The organism is Methanogenium cariaci JCM 10550 (genome assembly GCF_001315945.1).
In the GTDB taxonomy this organism is placed as follows: Archaea; Halobacteriota; Methanomicrobia; order Methanomicrobiales; family Methanomicrobiaceae; genus Methanogenium; species Methanogenium cariaci.
In genome coordinates, this window is the sequence record NZ_BBBG01000004.1 from 143,847 (window position 1) to 165,154 (window position 21,308).

The window sequence follows — 21,308 nt, forward strand, 5'->3', positions numbered from 1 at the left end:
TCCGGGTTCTGGTGTTGGTCATATACGATGCAATCATCTCAAGGAATCCGGAAAGAACGCTCCATTCTATGTGATTCCCTTTTTTACAGGATTGCCTGCTACCATCAGATGGTAAACTCCTCAAATATGATAGATATTTGAGGGTAACTAAACTTAAATTTAGTTATTTAAGAATAATCTGCGTTGTCTGAAATGAGAATTATTTGCACAAATGCGGCCCAAAAAAGCCACGTTGAATAACCAAACCCTTCATCCCCCCCAGATACGTCCTGCACCTCCACGCACATATTCAGCATACAAAACGAACTGAATCATACAGCAAACATCCGGGCATCACCCGAACGTCCGGTGCAAAACCGGGGGGGAAATGGGAGAATGCCAAAATATGGTTTCTCCTGTGCACCCGTCTATGCGGTCATTCCCATTTTTCCGAACAGAAGAGCAACATCAGCCAGATCAATTTCACCGTTCCCGCTGAAATCGAAGGCAGAGATGTCCTGATTTTCCACAATCCATGCACGGTTCTGATAGTAGAGGGAGACATCCGCATAGTCCACCTCATCGTTTGCATTGATATCCTCGTATATTCCATCGCCATTGAGATCCTTTGGCATGACTGCCATGTCAGGGAAGGGGGGGAGTATCTCTCCCATCTGGCTGACGTTAAGTGTTGAGTCAACGCAATAGGGAATGAAGTTCATGCCACAGTCATTCGTCAGGTAGCCGCCAAACGGATTGATTCCGACCGATATTCCGGTCGAACCTGCAACATCTCCCCGCACGGTGAATGTCCCAAGCACAATATTTTCTGCTCCTGCCACCACTGTGCCATCGCCATCGTATCCGACTAGGGAGACGGAATCAGATGGCACACCGGACGTCTCCTGTGTGCTGATCCATTCAGGGATGGATACATTGACAATCTCTGCAAGTTCTGGTCGTTCGAGAGCCACGATAATATTGTAGCGCATCAGACCGTCCGGTGCGGAACTGAGTTTGATTGTGTAGTCTTTTGTCAGCCCGATCTTCACGCCCGTATCTGACGGCTCAAGGAAGAGCCCGGTTTCATGCAAGGAGATATAGTGGTATTTGGTCTCCGTCCTTCCGTCAACACTATTTGTCGCCGTCAGCCGCACCGTGAAGTCACCTTCACGAGTATAGGTGTGGGATGGTTCCCGTTCGGTTGAGGTTGCACCGTCTCCGAAGTCCCATAGATATGAGGTCGGGTTTCCCGTAGAGAGATCCGTGAAGTGGACGGTGAGAGGCATAGTACCTTCTGTGACGTCTGCCGAGAAGTCTGCGGACGGCCCGGTTGCAAGACAATGCAGATACCCTGCATCTGTTCCAAGGAAGAGGCGCCCGTCTGAGACTGCCACTCCCCCCCGTGAGACATAGCCGGTATCGGAGTGTGGGTTGTATATCCACAGCAGTGTTCCGGTGTCATCCACACAGTAGAGGTAGCCGTCATTGAGCGCCTCCGTGAAATAGATGTACGCCTTGTCGCCCTGCACCGAGACCGCCGGTGAGCATTTTACACCGTTTTCAACCTCATACGACCAGATTTCCGATCCGGTTGCGTCGTCAAGACAGGTCAGGTGGCCGGTGGTTCCGTCTGTCCCTTCTCCGAAGTATACCCGTCCACCGGTGATGACCGGTGTGGACGAGGATGCTTCATGCGTTGCGACATCCCAGGTGACACCGGTGAAGGCGCCGGTCTCCTCATTATATTCTACCTTAAAGACGTATCCGGTCTCTCCGGCCTTTGTGGTGATATAGACCGAGCTGCCCGAGTATACTGCCGATGCGGAGATCTGACTGATATCAGCCCTTGCGGTTGTGAGGTCAAGCTCCCCCCCCGCAGGAGCCCCCCCGGTCTTTGCGTTCAGACTGACAAGCGTGCCTTCAGACGTTGGTAGATGACATAGTCCCCCCCGGCAAAGGCGGCGCCGCACCACTGGAACCCACACGTATTGTCCGTTGCGTGGCACCAGAGTTCATTTCCGTATTCATCATAGCAGTGATAATCACGTGTCATCGGGCCGCCGAAGTTGCCGTCGCCCACGTAGATCCGGTGATCGGCGTAGGAGACCGGGCCCTGGAGGTTGTTGTCTGTCACATGCCTCTGCCAGAGTTCCTCACCGGTCTCTGCATCAAATGCAAAGAGGTAGCCGTTGAATGTGGCGGCAAAGATTTTTCCATTGCCGTATGCGGGTGTTGCAGTCTGTATGCTTCCGCTGTAGGTTTCCGACTCCCAGGAAGTTGTGCCGTAGATACGGTCAAACGCAGTGACATTTCCGTTTGATGAAATGACATACACCATGTCCCCCCCTACACAGAGAGGAGGGGCGTTAATTCCGGTGCCGGATGCCATCTCTTTCCAGAGCTGACCGGGTTCTTCAACCGGGCCCTGACTTGCCGTCACACCATTGTTCCTGTTGGTGCGCTGGAACTGAGACCAGTCATCTTCAGGGACAGCCGTATGGTATTGAGTAAATGAGGCCACCAGGGGGGGATACTCATCGATTCCCTCATAGGCACTATCACCGATTCCGTCTGCATTGCCATCGACACTGGCATAATCATCCCAGTGGTTCCCGAGGTATGAGGTATAAATGCCGTCCCCCATACTGGTAGGTGACCATCGCAGGGGGGGAGTGCCAGGTATCACTCACGCCCGGCGCATGCACGTTTCCTGCGCTGTTTCCGATCAGATCATTCTGGTATATGTGATTGCCACCGCAGGTGTCGTAGATGGCTGCCGTTCCGGTGCATCCGGTGATGGTGTTCCGGTATATCGCTGCACCTGTACTACCGTCATCCAGCCAGATTCCTCCGCTGCATCCGGTAATGGTTACATCTTCAATCACACAGTCCTTGGCGGTGACATGGATGCCAGACCGGGAAACACCGGCATGGGTGATTGCAAATCCGCGAATGACACACGCGTCTGATTCGACCGTGACTGCATCCTCATCTGCAAAAGATTCCGCGTCAATGACCGGACTGCCGATTCCCTGAAGGGTGAGGGTTTTGTTCAGAGTCGGGCGTTCGTTGTAGGTACCGGAATACACCTGCACTGTGCCGCCCTCGCAGGCGGCAGTCACTGCTTCCGCAATTGTTGCATAGTCCCTGTCCGGGTACTCCGCACCGTCATCATCCACATACCAGACCGCCTTGGCTTTGGCCTGATGAAGTCAGCCTGGGTGCAGGTATCTGTGCCAATCGGATTTTCCACACTCAGGGAGACCGGATAGGTACCGGCCTGTGTGTATGTCCAGGAGGGATTCTGCTCTGTTGAATCAATGTTTCCGTCACCGTCAAAGTCCCACTCCCAGGACGTCGGTTCACCGGTGGACATATCGGTGAAGTCCACCGTGAAGGGCACAATGCCGGATGTCGGTACAGCACAGAAGTTGCCTTCCGGTGCTACCGGGCGGGCCGGGCCGAAGCAATAGATCCGGCCGTCGTTTCCGACAGTGAATACCCGCCCGTCATGGACAATCGGTGTCGCTCCGCCCTGCGGATACCACCAGATGGTCTCACCGGTGTAGGCGTCAAGGGCGAATGTCCGGTCATAGTTAAAGTAATTGGTTGCCGATTCGCCACCGACGTATACTTTACCGTCTGCAACGCGACCGTACAGGTCCAGCCGCCGATATCGTCAGCCGTATCGGTCTGCCAGATGAGATCTCCTGTTTGTGCATTGAAACAGTAGGTTCGGTGGTCACTGTACCCGGAACATCCTCCGGTCAAATAGACATTGCCATAGGCAAGTATTGGTGTGGAGTCTGTCCGCTCAATGCTTTTCTGCCAGAGAATGTCTCCGGTTTCTTTTGAAAGCGCCAGAAGTTCACCATAGCCGTAGAAGTTGTAGGTGGTGACATAGATCTTATCGTCTCCGATGCTCGGACTGCCGCAACAGTTCTGAGCAATCTTGTTATTGTGCCAGATCTGGGTTCCGTCTGTCGCATTGACACAGTACATATGACCCTTAACAGCATCACCATCTGACCAGCTGGTGAGGTAGACCAGACCGTCTTCATACGCGGGTGTTCCCTGCACATAGCCAGTAACGGTAAATGTCCAGTTTAATACCCCGTTATCTTCATGCACGCAGTAATAGTGGTTTCCGTCCCAGTCACCACAGAAGACTTTCCCGTCTGCAATGGTCGGCCCGCCGTTGCAGGACGCATGACCGCTTGGGTTGACAAACTTCCAGTCGACAGTTCCGTCTGCTGCGTTAATCTTCCAGGTATCTTTTCCGGTAGACGTATAGACACTGCCGTTATGGTACGCGGGAGAAGACCATGACCCCCCCATTCCGGTGATGGGATACTCACATTCCAGATATCATCCCCCCCGGAATATTCGTCAAGGGCATACAGGAATGTCTTAGCGTTCCCGTCAAACCCGGTGGAGCCCCCCCGGTAGGCATACAAGACACCGTTTGAGATCACCATTGAAGGTGCCCCCCCGATGGCCGAAATATTGGATATCCATGAAATGCTGTTTGTGTCAGGACCTTTCGATGTGGTAAACCCGTTGTTCTTTTCATTTTTCGCAAACTGCTCCCAGTCATCGGTATCCAATGACCCGGAGTCCATATATGAATAGAAATCGGTTGAGGCTGTCATATCAGCTGAACTCACGTTCACCGGCCCATACATGGTTTCATAGTCTGCGGCCGTTATGTCCGACGGCACGTATCCCGGTGACGGCATCTGGTCGCCACATACCAGAAACTGGTTGGTCGGGGGGGACAGGCACTCACATCTGCTGCATATGCCGTCCCTGCTGTTACAGAAACGAACAACAGGATACAGGCACAGATCCATACTGCATCATGCCGCCAGGACGTATCCGTTCTGGCATGCATTTCCGCTATTTCCCGCATGTGGGTGGTAAAATACTGAGAGATAGTTCTATTCATCATTTTGCTCCGGTGTATTCGCAAGACAGGTACACCTCAAAACACATTAAATTACTTTAAATTAATTTATTTTGTTTTGTGTTGCCGCTGCATATACCAAAGTAAAAAAGAGGAGGGCGTCTCTGCGCCCCCCCAAATGAAAAGAAAATGCGATTTTGATTCATTCCCACAGATATCCCTCGGCTGTCACCGGACTTGGATGACACCAAAGAGGGGGCAGGGGAAAACGGTTAGTGAATTACAATACTGCCTGACTGGATCGCTTTCCCGCTTGCTCTGTCGATGAAACTATAGCTGACCTGCTGGTTGAACGGAGCGGAAAACAGACCCTTTGAGCCGGCAGGTTTCCAGGTAAAGAATTTGGTCTCTTTATCGGTATCTTCGTCCTTTTTAATCCTGCAGTTGTCTGCATAGACCATGAACTTGTCACCGGGCGTGATGAACCCGTCATCATCGCCGTATTCCATGAAGTATGCGTCCACGTCCCCGGAGACACAACTCCCCTGAGTAAATGTGTCTTCCAGTTTGATGGTTGCCATGCTGTTTTCATACTGCAGCTGGAATTCGATATCGTCCAGACCGAACCCCTCTCCGCCCTGGTGTTCAAACATAATTCCGTTGTCAAACGTGTGGCCGCGGGAATCGGGCACATCATTGGTCTTGTCCGAGTCGTAGACCCCCCCTTTGATAACCGGAGTACAGGTCAGGATGACCTGGGGGGTTTTGTCCTCTTCATTGGCAAGTCCGCCGGCAAACGAACTGACAACGGCCGCGATGATGATGGTCACAACGAGCATCAGCATCACACCCACCACCGGGGATACCGCGTCATCGTTTTGGAGTATCATTTGCAGATCACCTCCCGGTCAAAGATATATTTCTGGCTCGGGATGTGGATTATTTTCACGTCGATGACACTCCCTCTGGAATATCCGTTTGCCGGGTCTTCAATATCAAATCCAAGCAGGTCGCTGGTGCCTTCCGGAGTGCAGGTGGAAAGGACTCCGCCGGTGAACCAAGTATAACTGCCGAAATCGGCATCGGGGGTTGTCACCGGGGGTTGCCCACCTTTGTCACATCAGTCAGCACCGGCACCCGTGCCTTTCCGTCAAAATCACCGCCCAGCGGGACAAGATGGCTGTTGATGCTCTGTTCATGTTTCTCCATGGTGCCGTCAGGGTGGGTGTAGTAGGTGATGATCCTGAGATCCTTTGTGGGAATGGGATCTCCCCCCCCAGATGCTCGAATGACATATACTGCTCATTGAGGTTGACACTGATGGAGACCTTCAGGGCTGCGTCATTGCTGTTTGCAAGGCTGCCTGAAAAGGAACTGACAACGGCGGCGATGATGATGGTCACAACGAGCATCAGCATTACACCAACGACCGGTGATACAGCTTCTTCACGAGTTATTATATTCATTATTTCCTCTCCTGCGTATATTACGGGACAATGAACTGCCCGGCGACGATGGTCTGGCCGCTTACTTTGTCAATGAGTTTGTACTCACAGAGTGTGTTCTGTACCGCAGCCAATCCTCCGCCGTTATTGGGTTTCCAATGAAATCCCGGCGTCACTGTATCAGAGGAACCGACATCGCGGTAATAATCGGCGTAGAACATGAATTTATCTCCCGGACGGATTGATTTATCAACCCCGAAACCGCCTTTCGGACAGATCTTCTGGAAGTATTTTTTATTATTTTTTACATCTGTGCTGAGTGCGTTCGGGTGGTCATCGAACATATCCGTAAAGAGGTAGTCATAGTCAACCGTGACTTGGACATCCCTGTTCTGCAGGTGCATCTTGAGATCACAGAGTTCAAATTCGTCGCCGCCCTTATGCTCAAAGAGCAGTCCTGTCCGGTCAACGGGGGGGTTCGTGACAACCGTGCATTCGAGGTTGACAGACGGCGCCTTCACATCGTCTGTGGCAAGGCCGCCGGCAAACGAACTGACGACAGCAGCGATAATGATGGTCACAACGAGCATCAGCATCACACCAACGATCGGGGAGACCGCCTCGTCTGGCAGACCTGCTTTGATAATATCCTGGTTCATATTGCGATCACCTTGTTCTGGTAGATATACTGCCCGCTGGGTTTGTGGAGGATCTTCACTTCAACGACACTGCCTTTCCCAAACTCATACTGATCGCCTCCTTCATCGGGGGGGTCAAGGTCAATACCGAGTACCGATTCCATCTGGGTATAACCACGTGCCTCCATGACATCCCCGCTTGACCAGACGAACTGGCCAAACTTTGTTCCCCAAGTCCCCATACTGCCCTTTGACATATCATTTAGCCAGGGATTGCCAATATTTCCCGGATTGTCGTTGTTCACATCGTTTGTCGGGTCAAGCGAACCATCGACCGTATGCTTGAACACTTCCCCCCCTGTCGACGGGACTACATAGTAGGTGATGATCATCAGTTCACTGGTCGGAACAGATTCTCCCCCCCCGATATGTTCAAACCATATTTCGGGGGGGTTTTTGTTCATATTTCCCTGATCAGACCAGTCGTAGTTTGCGTAGAGCCTGACATCGACAGTGATGGTTGGTGCTTTCTTCTGCTCACTGGCCAGTCCACCGGCAAAAGAACTCACCACAGCTGCAATGATGATCGTCACGACCAACATCAGCATGACACCCACCACCGGTGAGACCGCTTCATTGTTCTCTATTTTTATTCTCATGATACCAACTTTCTCAAAGACAAAACAATTTGTTAGACAATAAGACAAAACGATTTGTTCAATAATATTTGTTTTACAATCTATATACTTTATTAATCCGGCTTCCCCCCCCGTTTCTACGGGTGTTTAAAACAGGATTTCTTATAATTCCGCCAAAAAGGCACCTATTTATATGTAAGATTATAATGAGTTAATACAAAAAAATGTGTTTTGCTGTACAAAATATATCTCCGGAGTGTCAACGGGCAGACCTGCCGCACCCGGATGCGGGGGGGGCAATGAACTGTTTAAATGTGGATTGCCACCCCCTGAATATTGGAGGGAATTCGTGTGAAAGGAGAAATTGATGAAGAATCCCTCAACCGGATCATCAAAGTGCTGGTTGTTGTTGTCATTATTGCCGTGGTGGTGGCGGTAGTACAGATGTCCGGGATTTTGGCGGCCGTGACCGGCCAGGAAGCAGAAACGGGCATTCATGGTAGTTCCGGCACTATGGGCCGGGACAATTCTTCGTATGAAGAGCCGTACGAAACACCGGTGGCAGCGGGCAACAGAAGTACGGTGGAGATCACCGCACCCTATGAGCCGGAGGTGCCGGCATATCTGAAAATCGAAGGTTACCACGCTCCACCGGAACAAACTGAATACCAGCTGAACGTGACTCCCATCTTCAACAACAAATACCATATGCTCTACAAGACGGTCAGCCTCAAGGTTGACGTAGTACAACCCCCCCGCTTGTGATCGACTGCGGCATCTCAAAGAAGAGGGGCGATATGGAGGGCCGTTTTCTGGATGTAACAGTCAGCCAGGCGGAAAACCGATCCCGGTTTGTCGAAAAAGAACACTGGCTCGGTCTTGATCTGGATGCCAAACAGGTGATTGTCCGTGAATCAGGGGGGGTTTACTATGTGGATCTCTACGGCAACCAGATAGACCTGAATCTCACCGTCAGCACAGGAGCATGAATGAGAGATATCAGTGACACAGGAACCGGCACATCATACAGGGGGGGAGGAGAGCATGAATAAAACCGGGAAGATCTCCTCCAACCCACTCGTCAAAAAACTCAACCTCATGATTGCAGGCTGCAAATCCCCCCTCTCCGGGCATGCATGCCCGACACCGGAGATCATCACTGGCGGTGCCGACAGACTCCCTCCCGCACCGGTTTTCCGCCCGGATGAGACTGAAAATGTTGTCGAGGAGTATTGGCTTACGGAACCGTTTTCATCAGTACGAATATCGGCGCTGGATGATGGCGACATCAGGTACCTGATCACCGAGCCAAAACTTACCGAAAAAGAACTGATTGTACTCGAAGAGGTCTATGAACGGCTTCGTGCGGTTCTGGTCTATGACACACCCACAAAGCGCAGAGAAGTGTCACTGGATGCTGCACGGGTCAAAAAGATCATCAAATCCTTCGTCCCGGAGATCACTGAAGAGCGTTCCGATGTCCTGATCTACTACCTCGGGAGAAACTTCACCGGCTACGGGAAACTCGACCCGCTCATGCATGATGAGATGATCGAGGATATCACCTGCAATGGTGCCGATACACTAGTATATGTCTACCACCGGAAGTATGCCAATCTGCCGACAAATCTTCGGTTTGAGAATCAGGAACTGAACAAATATGCCCTGAAGCTTGCCCAGAAGGCCGACAAGCAGATCTCCCTCACCACTCCCCCCCTTATCGATGCGGCCCTGCCGGAAGGGTCACGGGCACAGATCACCTACAGCGATATCGTCTCATCAAAGGGGAGCTCCTTTACCATACGGAGGTTCCAGGCAGACCCGATGACACCGGTTGATCTGCTCACCTACGGAACCTATGACGAGAACCTGCTCGCGTATATCTGGCTCGCAGTCGAAAATGGCAAGAGCATCATCGTGGTCGGCGGCACGGCAAGCGGAAAGACATCCACCATGAATGCCATCTCCTTTTTCATACCGCCCAATGCAAAGATTGTCTCACTGGAAGATACTCGTGAGATCCAGATTCCCAACCAAAACTGGCTGCCCATGAAGACCCGTGAGAGTGGGCTGAACCTCTCCAAAGGAGATGTGGATCTCTTCTCTCTTTTAAAGTCCTCCCTGCGGCAGCGGCCGGAATATATCATCGTCGGAGAGGTCAGGGGGAAAAGAGGCCCAGACCCTTTTCCAGGCAATGAACACCGGGCATACCACGTTCTCCACCCTCCATGCAGGCGGGGTCAAAGAGGCCGTCAACCGTCTCACCCATGATCCGATCAACGTGCCAACCGCGATGTTCGGGGCACTCGATCTGATGGTGATTCAGTCCCTCCAGTATGTGGAGGGGAGAGGGATCCGACGCTGCCTCTCGTTAAATGAGGTGTATGTGGAGGAGGGTGTCATCGGGTGGAACCCGTTGTTTGTGTGGGACCCCCATACCGATACGTTTCAACGGACAGACACCTCCTCAAGGGTGCTTGACCGGATTGCATACAGCCACGGCTGGTCTGAAGAAGATATTCAGAAAAACCTGCACATGCGTGCCAAAACACTCAGAAATATGACACAGGAACAGATCCGGGGGGGCGTCGGAGAGGTTGGCGCACGGATACACGAACTGAGGAAATCACTTTTGCATGGCAGCGAGTAATTTTGCAGATTCCCTGCTTGACTCGGAGGGACTCAAAAAAGCACTGAAGGGAGCCCATTTTCCGATCTCGCACACGACCTACATGAAGTTTGACCTGATTGTCACCCTTCTTTCGGTTCTGTTGTGTGTGCTTGCCCACTTCGTCCTCTCCCTCTTTGGTATCGAAATTAACCTGATCTCCTTCCTCCCGTCATGGGTGTCATATATCCTCGTCACCGGGGCGGTTGCCACCTGTGTCTTTATGGGTATCTGGTATTATCCGGGACTGGTGGCACAGGGGCGCAAGACACGCATTGACCTTGACCTGCCGTATGCCATCACCTACATGGAGGCGCTTTCCGGCACGGTTACGTTATACCACCTCTTCCGGAGCGTCTATGAGGCAGATGACCTCTACGGCGAAGTGTCACGGGAATGCGGCATGATTGTCCGTGATGTGGAATTGTTTGGTGAAGACCTACTCTCTGCCATGCGGCACGTGCAGGAGTTCACACCGTCTGAAAACTTCCGCGACCTCCTGAACGATCTGGCCTAATCTTCCGGAGCTGGGGGGGCAACCTGACGTCATTTTTCGATTCCCGGTCGGCCAGTTACCGTGAACTCGCAAAAACAGAGCTTGAATCGTGTCTGAAACTCATGGAGATGATGGCCGAAATCTATGTGACGGCCTTTGTAGCAGGCCCAATTGCGGTCATCATCATGCTCGTCGCCCAGAATATGTCCGGGCACAACCAGATGCAGTCGGTCATGCCGCTCATGTACATAGGCCTTCCCATCGGGGGCAATCGTTATGATTACCATCCTCTATATCCTGCTGCCCCCGGACAATCTGGATATTACCCGGAGTGAGAAGCGCGATTCGGAGTTTAGTGACGATGTCCTCCTGGAAGAGACCGGCGAAGAGACAGACCCGGATTTCATAAAAAAGATTGAATCCCGCAAACAGTGGCTCAGGTTCGTTGAGATCCTCCGCCACCCGTTCCGGTATTTTATCTCTGACTACCAGAACGGGATGGTGGCAGGATGCATGCTGGCACTGATCACGACCCTTTTCTGGATGAACGGCACGCTTGCCGTGGTCTTCCCGTCCTTTACATTCGAGATATTCATCTGCCTTGTGATCATCCTCTTCATGCTGCCGATACTGATCGCATATGAGGCCAGAAAAATATACGTGAACAACGTCGAGAGACAACTTCCGGAATTCCTGCGGGAGATTGCTGATATGAAGGATGTTGGCATGACCCTGCAGGGGGGGGCAATCGGCATGGTCTCCAACAGCAAACTCGGTGTACTCTCGTCAGAACTGAAGATCGTATCCGAGGATCTGAAATGGGGGGGGCAAGCACATCAAGTGCTCTTGTTCGGATGGAGGAGCGTATCGGCCTTGTCACGGTGAAACGGGTGATATCACTGGTGGTGCGGGCAAGTGAAGTGACTGATCACCTGCGGGAAATATTAACGATTGCCATCAGTGATCTTGAGCATTACCTGAAGATGAAGAACGAACGGATGAACGTCTCGTTTGTCTACATCGCAGTCATCTACCTCTCGTACGGGATTTATCTCTACTGTGCCTACCAGCTGAATGTCTCGTTTATATCGAGTTTTGACACGTTTAACATCAACTTCGACCTCACCGGCAATCTGACAGACATGTTCCATATCGCAATCATCCTCGGAACGTTCTCCGGTATCATGGCCGGTCAGCTCAGTTCGAATAATATCCTCTCCGGATTTAAGCACAGTATTGTCTTTTTAGTGGCGTCGATTGTGCTCTTTGTGTATATTATCTGAGGGTAAAAATGAGAATCAGACAAATCAATGAAGAAGCGGTCTCTGAGGTGGTCGGCGAGATGCTGATGATCGCCCTTGTACTCATACTGGTCGCCATCTTCTCTGCATCAATGGGCAATTACCTGCCACATGAACGCGACCCTTCGGTCACCATCATGGCAACCGCAAATGACAGCCACATTGTGCTCTGGCACAAGGGCGGGGGACTGGGTACGCTCAACGGACTTCACGGTGACCGTCACAAACGGCAGCACCCAGGAGAGTTACACCACGGCAAACGAGTCCATGGTGATCATCCCTCCCTCCGATGAGTTCACGGATGCATCGTTCACCCTCGGCGGGAGAGTCGTGGTGCCGCATCTGCCCGCGGGGGCGGTGGATGTCAGGATGGTCACCGACCGTTCGGTCATCTTTTCCGGGAGTGTTGCCCCCCCTTGAAGGGTTTTACAGATGAGGAGGCAGTCGCGCCGGTTGTTGCGGTGATGCTGGTTTTGGCAGTCGTGGTGACGTTTCTTGCGGTGTATAACGCCTCGATTGTGCCGTCCCTGAAGGCAGAGGCGGAAGTGATGCACATCGGGGGGGATGTCGAGGAGTCCTTCCTGCGGTTTGCGGCAGACATCGATTCTGCGGCCGGGATGAAACGCCCGGTGCAGCTGAGCGAGTCGCTGGTTCTTGGTGGGGGGGGATATGCTTTTGAACGGGGGGGCACGCTCCGGTGGAATGCTTGCTATCACCCACGAAGATGAGGAGATATTTTCGGTGACCTGCAACGGCACGACATATAAATCCGGGTTGGTGGGCATTTCATACGTCCCGGCCGCAAGTTTCTGGCAGGATCAGGGATATACCTGGCAGTACGGCTACCTGAATGTGACGCAGGGGGCAGATTGCGACACCGCTCCTCTATACCGACATGGATGCGGTCGCAGACGATCTTTCGACCTCCGGCTTCTTCTCCTCCCTCATCGGAATAGAGGCAGAGAATGGATATGTCCCGGTCAATGTGGTGAATGTGAACGACAACAGCACATACACAAAATCGGTGGACAAACACTGCACCGGCATCACCATCTCGGTGATTAATATGTCCACCGGGAAGGCATATGTCAGCGGCAACGGGCCCGCCATGCTCACCCTGAATGTGAGCATGAGAGAACCGGTGGTCATTGATGCGCCGGAGAGTCTTTCCATCGCGGTCAATGAAACGTTCCTGGGACAGGATGCGATGCTGCCGTGTGGTGAGCCGGTATGGGATGTCTGTGAACGCTCCCTCTCGGAATTCACTGACGAATACCCGAATGTATACGGGTATCATCCGGGGGCGGACGGGAATATGACCGTATCTTTTGATACAACAGTGACGCCGGTTGAAGTCCGCATTCAGATGGTGGATGTGATGGTGTCTGTTTCCTGAGTGCCGGGTGCAGTCATACCGGACACCCCTCTGATTTTTCGCGATTTCCAAACCTCAAAATAGTTTCACATTAACACTCCATTTTTTGGCATACCATTACACAATATGCCCTATTTCTGAATGAAAGGATATTTGATGCCCAGAAACTCAATTTTCTACCACTCGGATTTCTTTATCCTGATCTGCGCCTGAAGCTGGAAAATGATCCGGTCAGCATAACAAATGTGTCCATTGCTACTGGACGGTTTATCCTCCGACATTGGAGAATATTGCCCATTGCGACTGGAGACAGGCATTTGGAGTGATGTCATGCCCCCCCATGGCAGGAAAAGCAATCGTGGCCCCCATATCACCCCCCCCGACAGCCGTACGTTTCAGAGAATATATAATGGCTTATGGATGTGCCCACACAGAATACAAAATGGGAAAAAAGGGAACCGGTGAATATCCGGTTTAGAGTTCGTTGAACAGTGCGACAAGATCAGCAAAATCAATTCTGCCGTTGCCGTTCAGGTCAAACACTTCTGCGGGGGGGTCGTTTTCGACCATCCACTCGATGTCTGTATAAAAGACAACAATATCATCGAAGTCAAAGAGCGAGTTGCCGTTCACATCCTCGAAGATACCGTCGCCGTTCAGGTCATGCGGTGGATTATTACAGCCCGGCATAACCGCAAGAGCAGAGACATGCACCTCTCCTGCTATGCAGTCCGGACTGACCACGCAACCGTCATCCGAGTCCATCATCGTGACAGAGACTGAAATGTCTGCCGCACCGTCTGCGTTGCCGGTGAGGGTGAGGGTTGCCAGTGTTACATCTACTGCACCATACCCGACAGCATCGTTCAGATCTGCTGCCTTAAGCCATACCTCACCTGCGGGCATCTCACCACTGGCGTTGACTGACGCCCAGTCAGGGAAGGATACCTCCGTGATCTCTGCCACCGATGCGTCTGCAAGCGTCACGGTCAGGTTGTACCCTGCAAGCTGCGGGGGGGAGTGAATCCAGCATGATGCTGACTTCAGCAGCCCCCCCTCCGGGTCCAATTTCCGCAGGAGTCGGGGGGGCAAAGGAGAGACCTGTTGGGGGAACTGTTCCGTTGCCCTCAAGTTTCACAATCCAGAAATCCGTACTGCCAAGGGGGGGATCGCTCACATCGCCATCGGTTGACGAGGTTGCCATGATAAGAAGATATCCCTCGTCCCGGGTCTGGCAGACACTCCGGACATTATCATAATCAAACCCGCCAAAACAACGCTGCCAGACTCTGTCTCCGTCTCCGTTGAGTTTCACGACCCAGCCATCCTTATTGCCATGGTTGTCGCTCAGATCACCATCATTTGACATGGCATACCCGCCGACGAGATACTCGCCGTCTGCGGTCTGACAGACACTGGATAACTGATCATAGTTTGACGACCCGCCAAGACAACGCTGCCAGGTGAGTGCACCGTCACAATCGAGTTTCACGACCCAGCCGTCTGTCTTATCTACATTATGAATGCCGCTCACGTCTCCGTCATTTGAGCAGGTGTGACCGGCAACGATAAACCCGCCATCCAGGGTCTGCTGAATACCGGATGAACTCTTCTTTGTGACATAGTCATTATCAGACCCGCCAAGACAGGACTGCCAGACGATCTCACCATCGGTGTTGAGTTTCACAACCCAGACATCCGAGCGCCCGTGGTTTGCACTCACATCACCGTCATTCGAAAAGGTGTAACCGGCGACGACATATCCATCCGCGATTTGCCGGATACCGGAGACCGCATCATCCTCAGTCCCGCCGAGACAGGACTGCCAGACGATCGCACCATCGGAGTTGAGCTTCACAACCCAGCCATCAGAGTCTCCGCCACTGCACTTTCCGACAACATCACCGTCAATTGAGGCAGTATCTCCGGCAATGATATACCCGCCGTCCGCGGTCTGACGTACACCACATGCCTCATCTATACCGGACCCACCAAGACAGTGGCTCCAGGTGATCTCTCCATTGGAATTGAGTTTCACGACCCAGGCATCATACCCTCCGTGGTTACCACTGACATCACCATCTACCGACTTGGTATTGCCAACAACGACATATCCGCCGTCTGAAGTCTGCCGGACGTCGTATGCACGATCAAGACTCGTACCGCCAAGACAACGTTGCCAGGTGAGTGCACCCCCCCTGGTATTGAGTTTCACAACCCATAGATCATACAGGCCATGGTTTCCGCTCACATCACCATCGTCTGACCTGGTGTAACCAGCTACGATATACCCCCCCCGTCCGAGGTCTGCCGGGTTGCGTATGGGTCATCCTTACTAGAGCCGCCAAGACAATGCTGCCATTCGATAGCCGGGCAGGTTGTGCCGGGCTGATGGGCACTGACCGTGATGTAGTCTGCCTTTGTTTCGGTGTCGCTGCCCGCGGCATTGGTGACTGTCAGGCTCACGGTGTAGATGCCTTCGGTTTCATAGGTATATGTTGGGTGCTGTTCAGTCAAATCAACCGTACCGTCGTTGTCAAAGTCCCATGCCCACTCGTCCGCTCCGGTGGAAAGGTCGGTGAACCGGACGGCAAGAGGTGCTGCCCCCCCGGTTGTTGTATCCACCGAGAAGTCAGCGACCGGAAGAACCGGCTGTCCATCAGCATAATTTTCATACGGCACCATCAGAGGATAGTTGTCCTGTCCTAAACTGGTGTCCCCCCCGACTCCGTCATTACCAGCATCTGTACCGGTATAGGTGCCATAGTAATTCCCAAGATATTCGGTATGCTCCGCACTTTCATAGGAATATATCATTTCCTGGGGCGAACACCAGTTGCTGGAGCCCATTGATGATGAATCCCCCCCGCCGGAATTGCTGATAAAGTCATTGAGATAGATTCGGTTGCCGGAGCCTTTTGGATTGTCGTACATAGCAACCCAGCCATAGCAGTTTTGGATCACATTCTTCCTGACTACCACATTCTCCACAGAGTTGAGCCAGATCCCTTCATTGCAATTGTCCAGGACATTGTTCTCGATAAGCACATCATCTGCGGTTACCGTCACCCCCCCAAAACAATAAGACTCGGTGTGGTTTATTGTAAAACCGCGCAGCACACTGCCGGAAGTGGTGATCTCTACAGCAGCCACATTCTCTGTTTGTCTGATCTCCGGGTTGCCGACTCCTTCAAGGGTCAGTGCTTTGTCAACTGTCAGTGCTTCGGTATAGGTGCCTGCCTGCACCCTGACAATATCTCCTGCACTGGCGTTGTCAATAGCCGTCTGGATTGACTCTCCTGCAGAGATATCCCATGTTTGCGCCGCCGCAGGGGGGGCGGCCATCATCACGATGAAGAGGAAGAGTCCGATAAAGACCATCCCCCCCCGTAGGTAACTTCTCTTTTCGTTCATAATTTTATTTCCGGATAGTATATTGCGAATCCATCATTTCGGATGCATCAAAAAAACTCTATATTGAAAAAATCCCGGAAATTTCCGGGACAGGTTTATGCAGACTCTTATTTGAATCATCAATTGTTGGTTTAAGGCCTGCCGTACCCCCCCTTTTTCCGCATTACGGACAGATTTCCGTAACAGAGCACATGCAGGAAAATAAATTTGCGTTAACTAACTTTAAATTTATTTGATGTTGCACCACAAAAATTGTATTCGATGAGAGGAGAATAAATTTGCCGCATCATATACAGAACGGAAAAATTATCCCCCCCATATTGCCCCAGATACGCCAACAGACAACAAATTCAGCCAATATTTTAGCAATGAAGATCACATACAAAAAAATATTCAGACTGATTGCTATACTGCGGAAGATGAGAATGCCATTTCACGCGGATAATTTCTCTTTTTCAAAGAACGGTAGCAAAACCGGAAAAAAAGGAGGTGTCAGAGTTCGTTAAACAGGTCAACCAGATCAGCAAAATCAATTCTGCCGTTGCCGTTTACATCAAATGGTGCGACAGGATCATGCACATCCATCCACTCAATATTGGTGTAGTAGGTAACCACATCGTCAAAGTCGAAGCGGTAGTTCCCGTTCACATCCTCGTGGATACCGTCGCTGTTCAGGTCATGCGGTGATTGTGTACAGCCCGGCATAGGTGCAAGGGCGGAGACAAACACTGTTCCTGCAGTGCAGTCCGGACTGACCACGCAACCGTCATCCGAGTCCATCATCGTGACAGAGACAGTGATGTCTGCCGCACCGTCTGCGTTGCCGGTGAGGGTGAGCGTGGCAATCGTCACATTTTCTGCACCCGCTGTGATGGCGTCGTTCAGGTCTACTGCCTTGATCCAGACAGCACCTGCAGGCATCTCGCCGGATTTGCTGATTGTCGTCCAGTCAGGGAAGGAGACCGCAGTGATCTCTGCAACCGACGCATCACTCAGGGAGACCGTGACATTGTATCCAGCAAGACCGTCCGGGAGGGTGTCAACGACAAGGTCGACAGTTGTCGTGTCGTTTACCAGACAGTCTGTCATCTCCAGAGAAACAGAGAGTTCCGGAACTGCTTCTGCCACGATATAGTCGGTCTTTGTCATCGTATCTGCACCGATGCCGTTCGTAACGGTCAGGCTCACCGCATAGGTGCCTGCTTTGGTATATGTCCGAACCGGGTTTGCTTCGGTGGAGTCGACCGTGCCGTCGCCGTCGAAGTCCCAGGCATGGGTCTCAGCATCCGTCGAGAGATCGGTGAATGTGACCGTGAGCGGTGTCTGTCCTTCAGTAACATCTGCGGTAAAGTCAGCAGTCGGAGGAACGGTCGGTGCCGCACCGCCTGTCAGGGCAAAGGTGCAGCCCGTTGTACCTCCTGCGGCGTTGTTGCCGAAGTAGAGGTAGCCGTCCTTGATTACCGCTCCTGCAAGCACATACTCCCGCATGCCCTCTGGGGGGGTGTCCAGTGCCATGCCTCAACCGGTTCGGTGTTTCCGGCAAAGTCACGCACACAATAGGCGGTACCGTCTTGGATATTGGTCGTGAAGTACAGGTAGATGTTCCCTGTCGCATCCTCGTAATGGGTGGAGATCTTCGGCGACGACTGGATAATCCCGTTTGCCGTGAACTTCCAGACCTGGGTAAGGTCGGTTGCGTTCAGGCAGTAGAGGAAGGTATCGTCCTTATTGTACATCCGTCCGACACCGACATACAGGCGGCCTTTGTACACAGCGGGGGGGTCGAGGTCGTCTGTCCGATATATGCACTTGCGATCGCATCGTCTGTGCGGAATGTGCCGGTCGGTGCGTCAAACCCAATCCCACAGCAGTAGCCGGAACTGGTGGTGAAGTAACAGTATCCACCCTCTTTGTCATACATAACAGAGGAGCGTACCTGATTGCTGCCGTCGGGTATCGGGAAGGTGTCAGTGACAGAGATCGCCTCTATAACCTCGCCCGTCGTCTTGTCAAGGGAGGTCAGACACTTGTCCTCGCCGCCAAAGACCAGAGAATCGCCGATGATGGCAGCCCCGGCCCAGTAGTATCCACTTCCTGCATGGCTCCAGCACTCTGTGCCATTGTCGTAGTAGCAGTAGTATCCCGGGTTTCCGTTCCAGTTGCCGAAGTAGATCCGGTGATCCTCGTAAATAACCGGTGTATTGGTCTGTGCATATTTACCTCCCAGACCGCTGACTCTCCAGAGCTGTTTGCCGGTTCGGATGTTATATGCCGATATCGCTCCTTCGCCGCTTTCCGGGAAGAAGATCGTGCCGTTTCCGTAGCAGACCGGGCCGAGGTTGCTGCCTGCGCCAACTATACCGCCATTCCCGGTCACGGTATACCAGAGGCATTCGCCGGTGATCCGGTTATTGACGCTGAGGTTTCCGCTACATGCCGAGACCACCATGTCGTCTATGATCAGGGGGTCGGTGTTCATGTAGCCGGTGTGGGCATACCAGGCACATTCCGGACTGGTCACCGGTCCCGCCTCTGTGGTGACACCAGTGTGATGCAGGTTATACTGGAACATGACAGTATCAGACGCATCGGGGACGGGTACTGGAGGGAGGCCGCCCACCACGGTGATATAATCGTCCTTTGTTATCGTGTCGCTGCCGTTGGCATTCGTGACGCTGAGGCTCACCATATAGGTGCCTTCCATATCATAGGTGTATGTGGGGGGGTTCTGTTCGGTTGCGTCAACGGTGCCGTCGCCATCGAATTCCCATGCCCATTCAGTCGGCTCTCCGGTGGAGAGGTCGGTGAACCGGACTGCAAGAGGTGCTGCTCCGGCTGTCTTGTCGGTTGAGAAGTCAGCAACAGGAACGACAGGCGTAACAGCACCGTCCCCCCAGTTTCGCAAGTACTGCATCGCCGTTACCGAGATTGTTGGTTATATCTTCGTCAGTAGACTTGGTAAAACCGGCAACGGTTAAACTGCCATCCGCATTTTCAAGGAGAGAATACCCATAATCTGACCCGCTTCCACCAATACACTTTTGCCAGGCAAGCGTTCCGTCAGCATCGGTTTTTACGACCCATATATCATAACTTCCGTGATTGCCGGAGACAATCTCATCATTTGATCGTACCTTTCCCGTAAAGGCATATCCGCCGTCAGCGGTAGCAACAAGATCATATGCGTAATCGTTACTTGTACCGCCGAGGCATTTCTGCCAGAGAATGTTACCATCCGAATCGAATTTGGTGAGCCAGGCGTCATATTTGCCATAATTACCGGATACATCATCGTCATTTGAAGACGTGTATCCGACGGCAACATATCCACCGTCCCCCAGCCTGCACAACATCCCAAAACTGTTCCTTAGAAGTTCCGCCAAAACAGTTCTGCCATTCTACAGCACCATCTGAATCAAGTTTCACGGCCCATGCATCATAATCTCCACCGTGAAAACCACTCGTGAGGTTGCTGACAAAGATTTCATCGGTTGATCTTGCATACCCGGTAACAACATATCCATTGTCACTGGTCTCACAGAGACCGTGAAGATAATCACTACCTTCACCGCCAAGGAATGTTAGCCAGAGAATATTTCCCTCAGAGTCAAGTTTTCCAACCAGACCGTCCTGGCTGGAACCTTCGCCATGGTTGCCGGCCATCTCACCATCAACAGAGGCTGTCTCTCCGGCGAAGATATATCCACCATCTGAGATCTGGCAGATTCTGTATATCATTTCATTACAGGTTCCGCCGATGCACTTCTGCCACATGACTTCACCGTCTGCATTAAGTTTTGCAACCCATGCATCAGTGCTTCCATGATTAACGGTATATTCGCCGTCAGTTGAGTGTACATCTCCGGCAACGATATATCCGCCGTCAGCAGTCTGATGAATATCTCTTGCATCTTCAAAACTGATTCCGCCAAGACACGTATGCCAGACAGGGTTGCCTTCAGCATCGGTCTTCACAGCCCAGGCATCCGTATCCCCCCCGTGGTTACCACTCGCATCGCCATCGTTTGATTTTGATATTCCACAAAAGATATATCCACTGTCAGTGGTCTGCTCAATACACAATGCCTTGTCTAATTCGGATCCGCCGATACATTTCAGCCAGTCAATGGCTGGTGCCTGTGAATCCGCTGCCGCCACCGGGGGGGCGGCCATCATCACCATGAAGAGGATAAGTCCGATACCAACCATTCCTCTCCTTAGATATTGCTTATTTTCGTTCATACGTTCATTTCCTGTTATTGATGAGAAGCCCCTCACACCGGCTGCACGAAACTGCGCAGAAATAGGCAACCATTCCTAAAAACAACAAATTCGGTGTGGTGCAGCCTCTCAATCGAAATCACTGACAATTATTGAATTGTTTCCCACCCTGCTGCATGCAGACAGATCATGTGATGCACCGAAGGTAGACTATATCAGTTTGT

General features: G+C 52.1%; 31 protein-coding genes. 12 read left to right on the forward strand and 19 right to left on the reverse strand.

Annotated elements, in window-relative coordinates; genetic code table 11:
• Positions 1 to 407: 407 nt before the first annotated feature.
• The 11 genes from JCM10550_RS24445 to JCM10550_RS20030 all read right to left on the reverse strand — a co-directional run bounded on the left by JCM10550_RS24445 (position 408) and on the right by JCM10550_RS20030 (position 7,630).
• Positions 408 to 1,955 carry a PKD domain-containing protein gene (locus JCM10550_RS24445; RefSeq protein ID WP_218185138.1) on the reverse strand — a complete coding sequence of 516 codons (1,548 nt, stop codon included), beginning with the start codon at positions 1,953 to 1,955 and terminating at the stop codon, positions 408 to 410.
• Complete coding sequence (locus JCM10550_RS05515; protein ID WP_062397591.1) at positions 1,883 to 2,626, reverse strand: PQQ-binding-like beta-propeller repeat protein; 744 nt, start codon at positions 2,624 to 2,626, stop codon at positions 1,883 to 1,885. The genes JCM10550_RS24445 and JCM10550_RS05515 overlap by 73 nt, the downstream gene beginning before the upstream one ends.
• Positions 2,580 to 3,161, reverse strand: coding sequence for a nitrous oxide reductase family maturation protein NosD (locus JCM10550_RS05520; RefSeq protein ID WP_083475326.1), 582 nt, complete (start codon positions 3,159 to 3,161; stop codon positions 2,580 to 2,582). The genes JCM10550_RS05515 and JCM10550_RS05520 overlap by 47 nt, the downstream gene beginning before the upstream one ends.
• Positions 3,101 to 3,385 carry a PKD domain-containing protein gene (locus tag JCM10550_RS05525; RefSeq protein ID WP_062397595.1) on the reverse strand — a complete coding sequence of 95 codons (285 nt, stop codon included), beginning with the start codon at positions 3,383 to 3,385 and terminating at the stop codon, positions 3,101 to 3,103. The genes JCM10550_RS05520 and JCM10550_RS05525 overlap by 61 nt, the downstream gene beginning before the upstream one ends.
• Before the next feature lie 41 nt (positions 3,386 to 3,426).
• Complete coding sequence (locus JCM10550_RS05530) at positions 3,427 to 4,320, reverse strand: PQQ-binding-like beta-propeller repeat protein (RefSeq protein WP_083475327.1); 894 nt, start codon at positions 4,318 to 4,320, stop codon at positions 3,427 to 3,429.
• Between the two features lie 367 nt (positions 4,321 to 4,687).
• Positions 4,688 to 4,876: a hypothetical protein gene (locus JCM10550_RS22130; protein WP_157199956.1), complete on the reverse strand. Its 189-nt coding sequence runs from the start codon at positions 4,874 to 4,876 to the stop codon at positions 4,688 to 4,690.
• Between the two features lie 284 nt (positions 4,877 to 5,160).
• A complete protein-coding gene (locus JCM10550_RS20025; protein WP_062397601.1) occupies positions 5,161 to 5,778 on the reverse strand; it encodes a type IV pilin N-terminal domain-containing protein in 618 nt (205 codons plus the stop codon).
• Positions 5,775 to 5,984: a hypothetical protein gene (locus JCM10550_RS22135; protein WP_062397604.1), complete on the reverse strand. Its 210-nt coding sequence runs from the start codon at positions 5,982 to 5,984 to the stop codon at positions 5,775 to 5,777. The genes JCM10550_RS20025 and JCM10550_RS22135 overlap by 4 nt, the downstream gene beginning before the upstream one ends.
• Positions 5,985 to 6,012: 28 nt before the next feature.
• Positions 6,013 to 6,354, reverse strand: a complete 342-nt coding sequence (locus JCM10550_RS24450) for a type IV pilin N-terminal domain-containing protein (protein ID WP_083475329.1) — start codon at positions 6,352 to 6,354, stop codon at positions 6,013 to 6,015.
• A gap of 20 nt (positions 6,355 to 6,374) precedes the next feature.
• The gene (locus JCM10550_RS05550; protein ID WP_062397606.1) at positions 6,375 to 6,992 is read right to left on the reverse strand and encodes a type IV pilin N-terminal domain-containing protein; all 618 of its coding nucleotides are present in this window, start codon (positions 6,990 to 6,992) and stop codon (positions 6,375 to 6,377) included.
• Positions 6,989 to 7,630, reverse strand: coding sequence for a type IV pilin N-terminal domain-containing protein (locus JCM10550_RS20030; RefSeq protein WP_062397608.1), 642 nt, complete (start codon positions 7,628 to 7,630; stop codon positions 6,989 to 6,991). The genes JCM10550_RS05550 and JCM10550_RS20030 overlap by 4 nt, the downstream gene beginning before the upstream one ends.
• A gap of 330 nt (positions 7,631 to 7,960) precedes the next feature.
• Between JCM10550_RS20030 and JCM10550_RS05560 the strand changes: the two genes are divergently transcribed.
• The 12 genes from JCM10550_RS05560 (at position 7,961) to JCM10550_RS05595 (ending at position 13,470) form a co-directional block, all read left to right on the forward strand.
• On the forward strand, positions 7,961 to 8,374 hold the full coding sequence (locus tag JCM10550_RS05560; protein WP_062397610.1) for a hypothetical protein: 414 nt from the start codon (positions 7,961 to 7,963) through the stop codon (positions 8,372 to 8,374).
• A gap of 32 nt (positions 8,375 to 8,406) precedes the next feature.
• Positions 8,407 to 8,598, forward strand: coding sequence for a hypothetical protein (locus JCM10550_RS05565; RefSeq protein ID WP_157199957.1), 192 nt, complete (start codon positions 8,407 to 8,409; stop codon positions 8,596 to 8,598).
• 55 nt (positions 8,599 to 8,653) lie between these two features.
• Positions 8,654 to 9,880, forward strand: a complete 1,227-nt coding sequence (locus JCM10550_RS24455; protein ID WP_281175268.1) for a type II/IV secretion system ATPase subunit — start codon at positions 8,654 to 8,656, stop codon at positions 9,878 to 9,880.
• Entirely contained in the window at positions 9,804 to 10,259 is a 456-nt protein-coding gene (locus JCM10550_RS24460) for a hypothetical protein (protein WP_062397616.1), read from the forward strand. Before JCM10550_RS24455 ends, JCM10550_RS24460 begins: the two co-directional genes overlap by 77 nt.
• Entirely contained in the window at positions 10,246 to 10,794 is a 549-nt protein-coding gene (locus JCM10550_RS22145) for a hypothetical protein (protein ID WP_245618773.1), read from the forward strand. Before JCM10550_RS24460 ends, JCM10550_RS22145 begins: the two co-directional genes overlap by 14 nt.
• Positions 10,795 to 10,901: 107 nt before the next feature.
• On the forward strand, positions 10,902 to 11,108 hold the full coding sequence (locus JCM10550_RS22150; protein WP_245618774.1) for a hypothetical protein: 207 nt from the start codon (positions 10,902 to 10,904) through the stop codon (positions 11,106 to 11,108).
• Positions 11,050 to 11,658: a hypothetical protein gene (locus tag JCM10550_RS22155; RefSeq protein WP_245618775.1), complete on the forward strand. Its 609-nt coding sequence runs from the start codon at positions 11,050 to 11,052 to the stop codon at positions 11,656 to 11,658. The genes JCM10550_RS22150 and JCM10550_RS22155 overlap by 59 nt, the downstream gene beginning before the upstream one ends.
• Positions 11,628 to 12,056 (forward strand): hypothetical protein, encoded by a 429-nt coding sequence (locus JCM10550_RS22160; protein ID WP_245618776.1) that lies wholly within the window; start codon positions 11,628 to 11,630, stop codon positions 12,054 to 12,056. Before JCM10550_RS22155 ends, JCM10550_RS22160 begins: the two co-directional genes overlap by 31 nt.
• 8 nt (positions 12,057 to 12,064) lie before the next feature.
• Positions 12,065 to 12,367, forward strand: a complete 303-nt coding sequence (locus JCM10550_RS05585) for a type IV pilin N-terminal domain-containing protein (RefSeq protein WP_062397618.1) — start codon at positions 12,065 to 12,067, stop codon at positions 12,365 to 12,367.
• Complete coding sequence (locus JCM10550_RS18270) at positions 12,342 to 12,494, forward strand: hypothetical protein (protein WP_157199958.1); 153 nt, start codon at positions 12,342 to 12,344, stop codon at positions 12,492 to 12,494. The genes JCM10550_RS05585 and JCM10550_RS18270 overlap by 26 nt, the downstream gene beginning before the upstream one ends.
• Entirely contained in the window at positions 12,491 to 12,802 is a 312-nt protein-coding gene (locus JCM10550_RS05590) for a hypothetical protein (protein WP_062397620.1), read from the forward strand. The genes JCM10550_RS18270 and JCM10550_RS05590 overlap by 4 nt, the downstream gene beginning before the upstream one ends.
• 167 nt (positions 12,803 to 12,969) lie before the next feature.
• Positions 12,970 to 13,470 (forward strand): hypothetical protein, encoded by a 501-nt coding sequence (locus JCM10550_RS05595; protein ID WP_062397622.1) that lies wholly within the window; start codon positions 12,970 to 12,972, stop codon positions 13,468 to 13,470.
• Between the two features lie 453 nt (positions 13,471 to 13,923).
• Here the strand turns inward: JCM10550_RS05595 and JCM10550_RS05600 are convergent, their stop codons facing one another.
• The 8 genes from JCM10550_RS05600 to JCM10550_RS05635 form a co-directional block, all read right to left on the reverse strand.
• The gene (locus JCM10550_RS05600) at positions 13,924 to 14,436 is read right to left on the reverse strand and encodes a hypothetical protein (RefSeq protein ID WP_157199959.1); all 513 of its coding nucleotides are present in this window, start codon (positions 14,434 to 14,436) and stop codon (positions 13,924 to 13,926) included.
• On the reverse strand, positions 14,384 to 15,700 hold the full coding sequence (locus JCM10550_RS05605) for a hypothetical protein (RefSeq protein WP_062397625.1): 1,317 nt from the start codon (positions 15,698 to 15,700) through the stop codon (positions 14,384 to 14,386). Before JCM10550_RS05605 ends, JCM10550_RS05600 begins: the two co-directional genes overlap by 53 nt.
• Positions 15,701 to 15,729: 29 nt before the next feature.
• Positions 15,730 to 16,863, reverse strand: coding sequence for a PKD domain-containing protein (locus JCM10550_RS19550; protein ID WP_062397627.1), 1,134 nt, complete (start codon positions 16,861 to 16,863; stop codon positions 15,730 to 15,732).
• Positions 16,864 to 17,355: 492 nt separating this feature from the next.
• Positions 17,356 to 18,378, reverse strand: a complete 1,023-nt coding sequence (locus JCM10550_RS20470) for a PKD domain-containing protein (protein ID WP_083475330.1) — start codon at positions 18,376 to 18,378, stop codon at positions 17,356 to 17,358.
• Complete coding sequence (locus JCM10550_RS20475; protein WP_062397632.1) at positions 18,321 to 18,599, reverse strand: PQQ-binding-like beta-propeller repeat protein; 279 nt, start codon at positions 18,597 to 18,599, stop codon at positions 18,321 to 18,323. The genes JCM10550_RS20470 and JCM10550_RS20475 overlap by 58 nt, the downstream gene beginning before the upstream one ends.
• Positions 18,563 to 19,768 carry a PKD domain-containing protein gene (locus tag JCM10550_RS20480; protein ID WP_062397633.1) on the reverse strand — a complete coding sequence of 402 codons (1,206 nt, stop codon included), beginning with the start codon at positions 19,766 to 19,768 and terminating at the stop codon, positions 18,563 to 18,565. The genes JCM10550_RS20475 and JCM10550_RS20480 overlap by 37 nt, the downstream gene beginning before the upstream one ends.
• Positions 19,719 to 20,216 carry a hypothetical protein gene (locus JCM10550_RS05630; protein WP_172673780.1) on the reverse strand — a complete coding sequence of 166 codons (498 nt, stop codon included), beginning with the start codon at positions 20,214 to 20,216 and terminating at the stop codon, positions 19,719 to 19,721. The genes JCM10550_RS20480 and JCM10550_RS05630 overlap by 50 nt, the downstream gene beginning before the upstream one ends.
• Positions 20,158 to 21,072, reverse strand: coding sequence for a hypothetical protein (locus tag JCM10550_RS05635; protein ID WP_062397636.1), 915 nt, complete (start codon positions 21,070 to 21,072; stop codon positions 20,158 to 20,160). The genes JCM10550_RS05630 and JCM10550_RS05635 overlap by 59 nt, the downstream gene beginning before the upstream one ends.
• Positions 21,073 to 21,308 lie beyond the last annotated feature (236 nt).

Excerpts from the sequence above, each read along its gene's own strand:
- JCM10550_RS22160 (WP_245618776.1), top strand. The coding sequence starts at position 11,628 with ATGGAGGAGCGTATCGGCCTTGTCACGGTGAAACGGGTGATATCACTG.
- JCM10550_RS05565 (WP_157199957.1), top strand. The coding sequence starts at position 8,407 with ATGGAGGGCCGTTTTCTGGATGTAACAGTCAGCCAGGCGGAAAACCGA.
- JCM10550_RS05595 (WP_062397622.1), top strand. The coding sequence starts at position 12,970 with ATGGATGCGGTCGCAGACGATCTTTCGACCTCCGGCTTCTTCTCCTCC.
- JCM10550_RS05585 (WP_062397618.1), top strand. The coding sequence starts at position 12,065 with ATGAGAATCAGACAAATCAATGAAGAAGCGGTCTCTGAGGTGGTCGGC.
- JCM10550_RS22155 (WP_245618775.1), top strand. The coding sequence starts at position 11,050 with ATGATTACCATCCTCTATATCCTGCTGCCCCCGGACAATCTGGATATT.
- JCM10550_RS20470 (WP_083475330.1), bottom strand. The coding sequence starts at position 18,378 with ATGGCACTGGACACCCCCCCAGAGGGCATGCGGGAGTATGTGCTTGCA.
- JCM10550_RS05635 (WP_062397636.1), bottom strand. The coding sequence starts at position 21,072 with ATGGTTGGTATCGGACTTATCCTCTTCATGGTGATGATGGCCGCCCCC.
- JCM10550_RS05515 (WP_062397591.1), bottom strand. The coding sequence starts at position 2,626 with ATGGGGGACGGCATTTATACCTCATACCTCGGGAACCACTGGGATGAT.
- JCM10550_RS20025 (WP_062397601.1), bottom strand. The coding sequence starts at position 5,778 with ATGATACTCCAAAACGATGACGCGGTATCCCCGGTGGTGGGTGTGATG.
- JCM10550_RS22150 (WP_245618774.1), top strand. The coding sequence starts at position 10,902 with ATGATGGCCGAAATCTATGTGACGGCCTTTGTAGCAGGCCCAATTGCG.
- JCM10550_RS05550 (WP_062397606.1), bottom strand. The coding sequence starts at position 6,992 with ATGAACCAGGATATTATCAAAGCAGGTCTGCCAGACGAGGCGGTCTCC.
- JCM10550_RS05530 (WP_083475327.1), bottom strand. The coding sequence starts at position 4,320 with ATGGGGGGGTCATGGTCTTCTCCCGCGTACCATAACGGCAGTGTCTAT.
- JCM10550_RS20475 (WP_062397632.1), bottom strand. The coding sequence starts at position 18,599 with ATGTACAATAAGGACGATACCTTCCTCTACTGCCTGAACGCAACCGAC.
- JCM10550_RS24455 (WP_281175268.1), top strand. The coding sequence starts at position 8,654 with ATGAATAAAACCGGGAAGATCTCCTCCAACCCACTCGTCAAAAAACTC.
- JCM10550_RS24460 (WP_062397616.1), top strand. The coding sequence starts at position 9,804 with ATGAACACCGGGCATACCACGTTCTCCACCCTCCATGCAGGCGGGGTC.
- JCM10550_RS19550 (WP_062397627.1), bottom strand. The coding sequence starts at position 16,863 with ATGAACGAAAAGAGAAGTTACCTACGGGGGGGGATGGTCTTTATCGGA.
- JCM10550_RS05630 (WP_172673780.1), bottom strand. The coding sequence starts at position 20,216 with ATGTTGTGCAGGCTGGGGGACGGTGGATATGTTGCCGTCGGATACACG.
- JCM10550_RS20030 (WP_062397608.1), bottom strand. The coding sequence starts at position 7,630 with ATGAGAATAAAAATAGAGAACAATGAAGCGGTCTCACCGGTGGTGGGT.
- JCM10550_RS24450 (WP_083475329.1), bottom strand. The coding sequence starts at position 6,354 with ATGAATATAATAACTCGTGAAGAAGCTGTATCACCGGTCGTTGGTGTA.
- JCM10550_RS22130 (WP_157199956.1), bottom strand. The coding sequence starts at position 4,876 with ATGCATGCCAGAACGGATACGTCCTGGCGGCATGATGCAGTATGGATC.
- JCM10550_RS18270 (WP_157199958.1), top strand. The coding sequence starts at position 12,342 with ATGGTGATCATCCCTCCCTCCGATGAGTTCACGGATGCATCGTTCACC.
- JCM10550_RS22145 (WP_245618773.1), top strand. The coding sequence starts at position 10,246 with ATGGCAGCGAGTAATTTTGCAGATTCCCTGCTTGACTCGGAGGGACTC.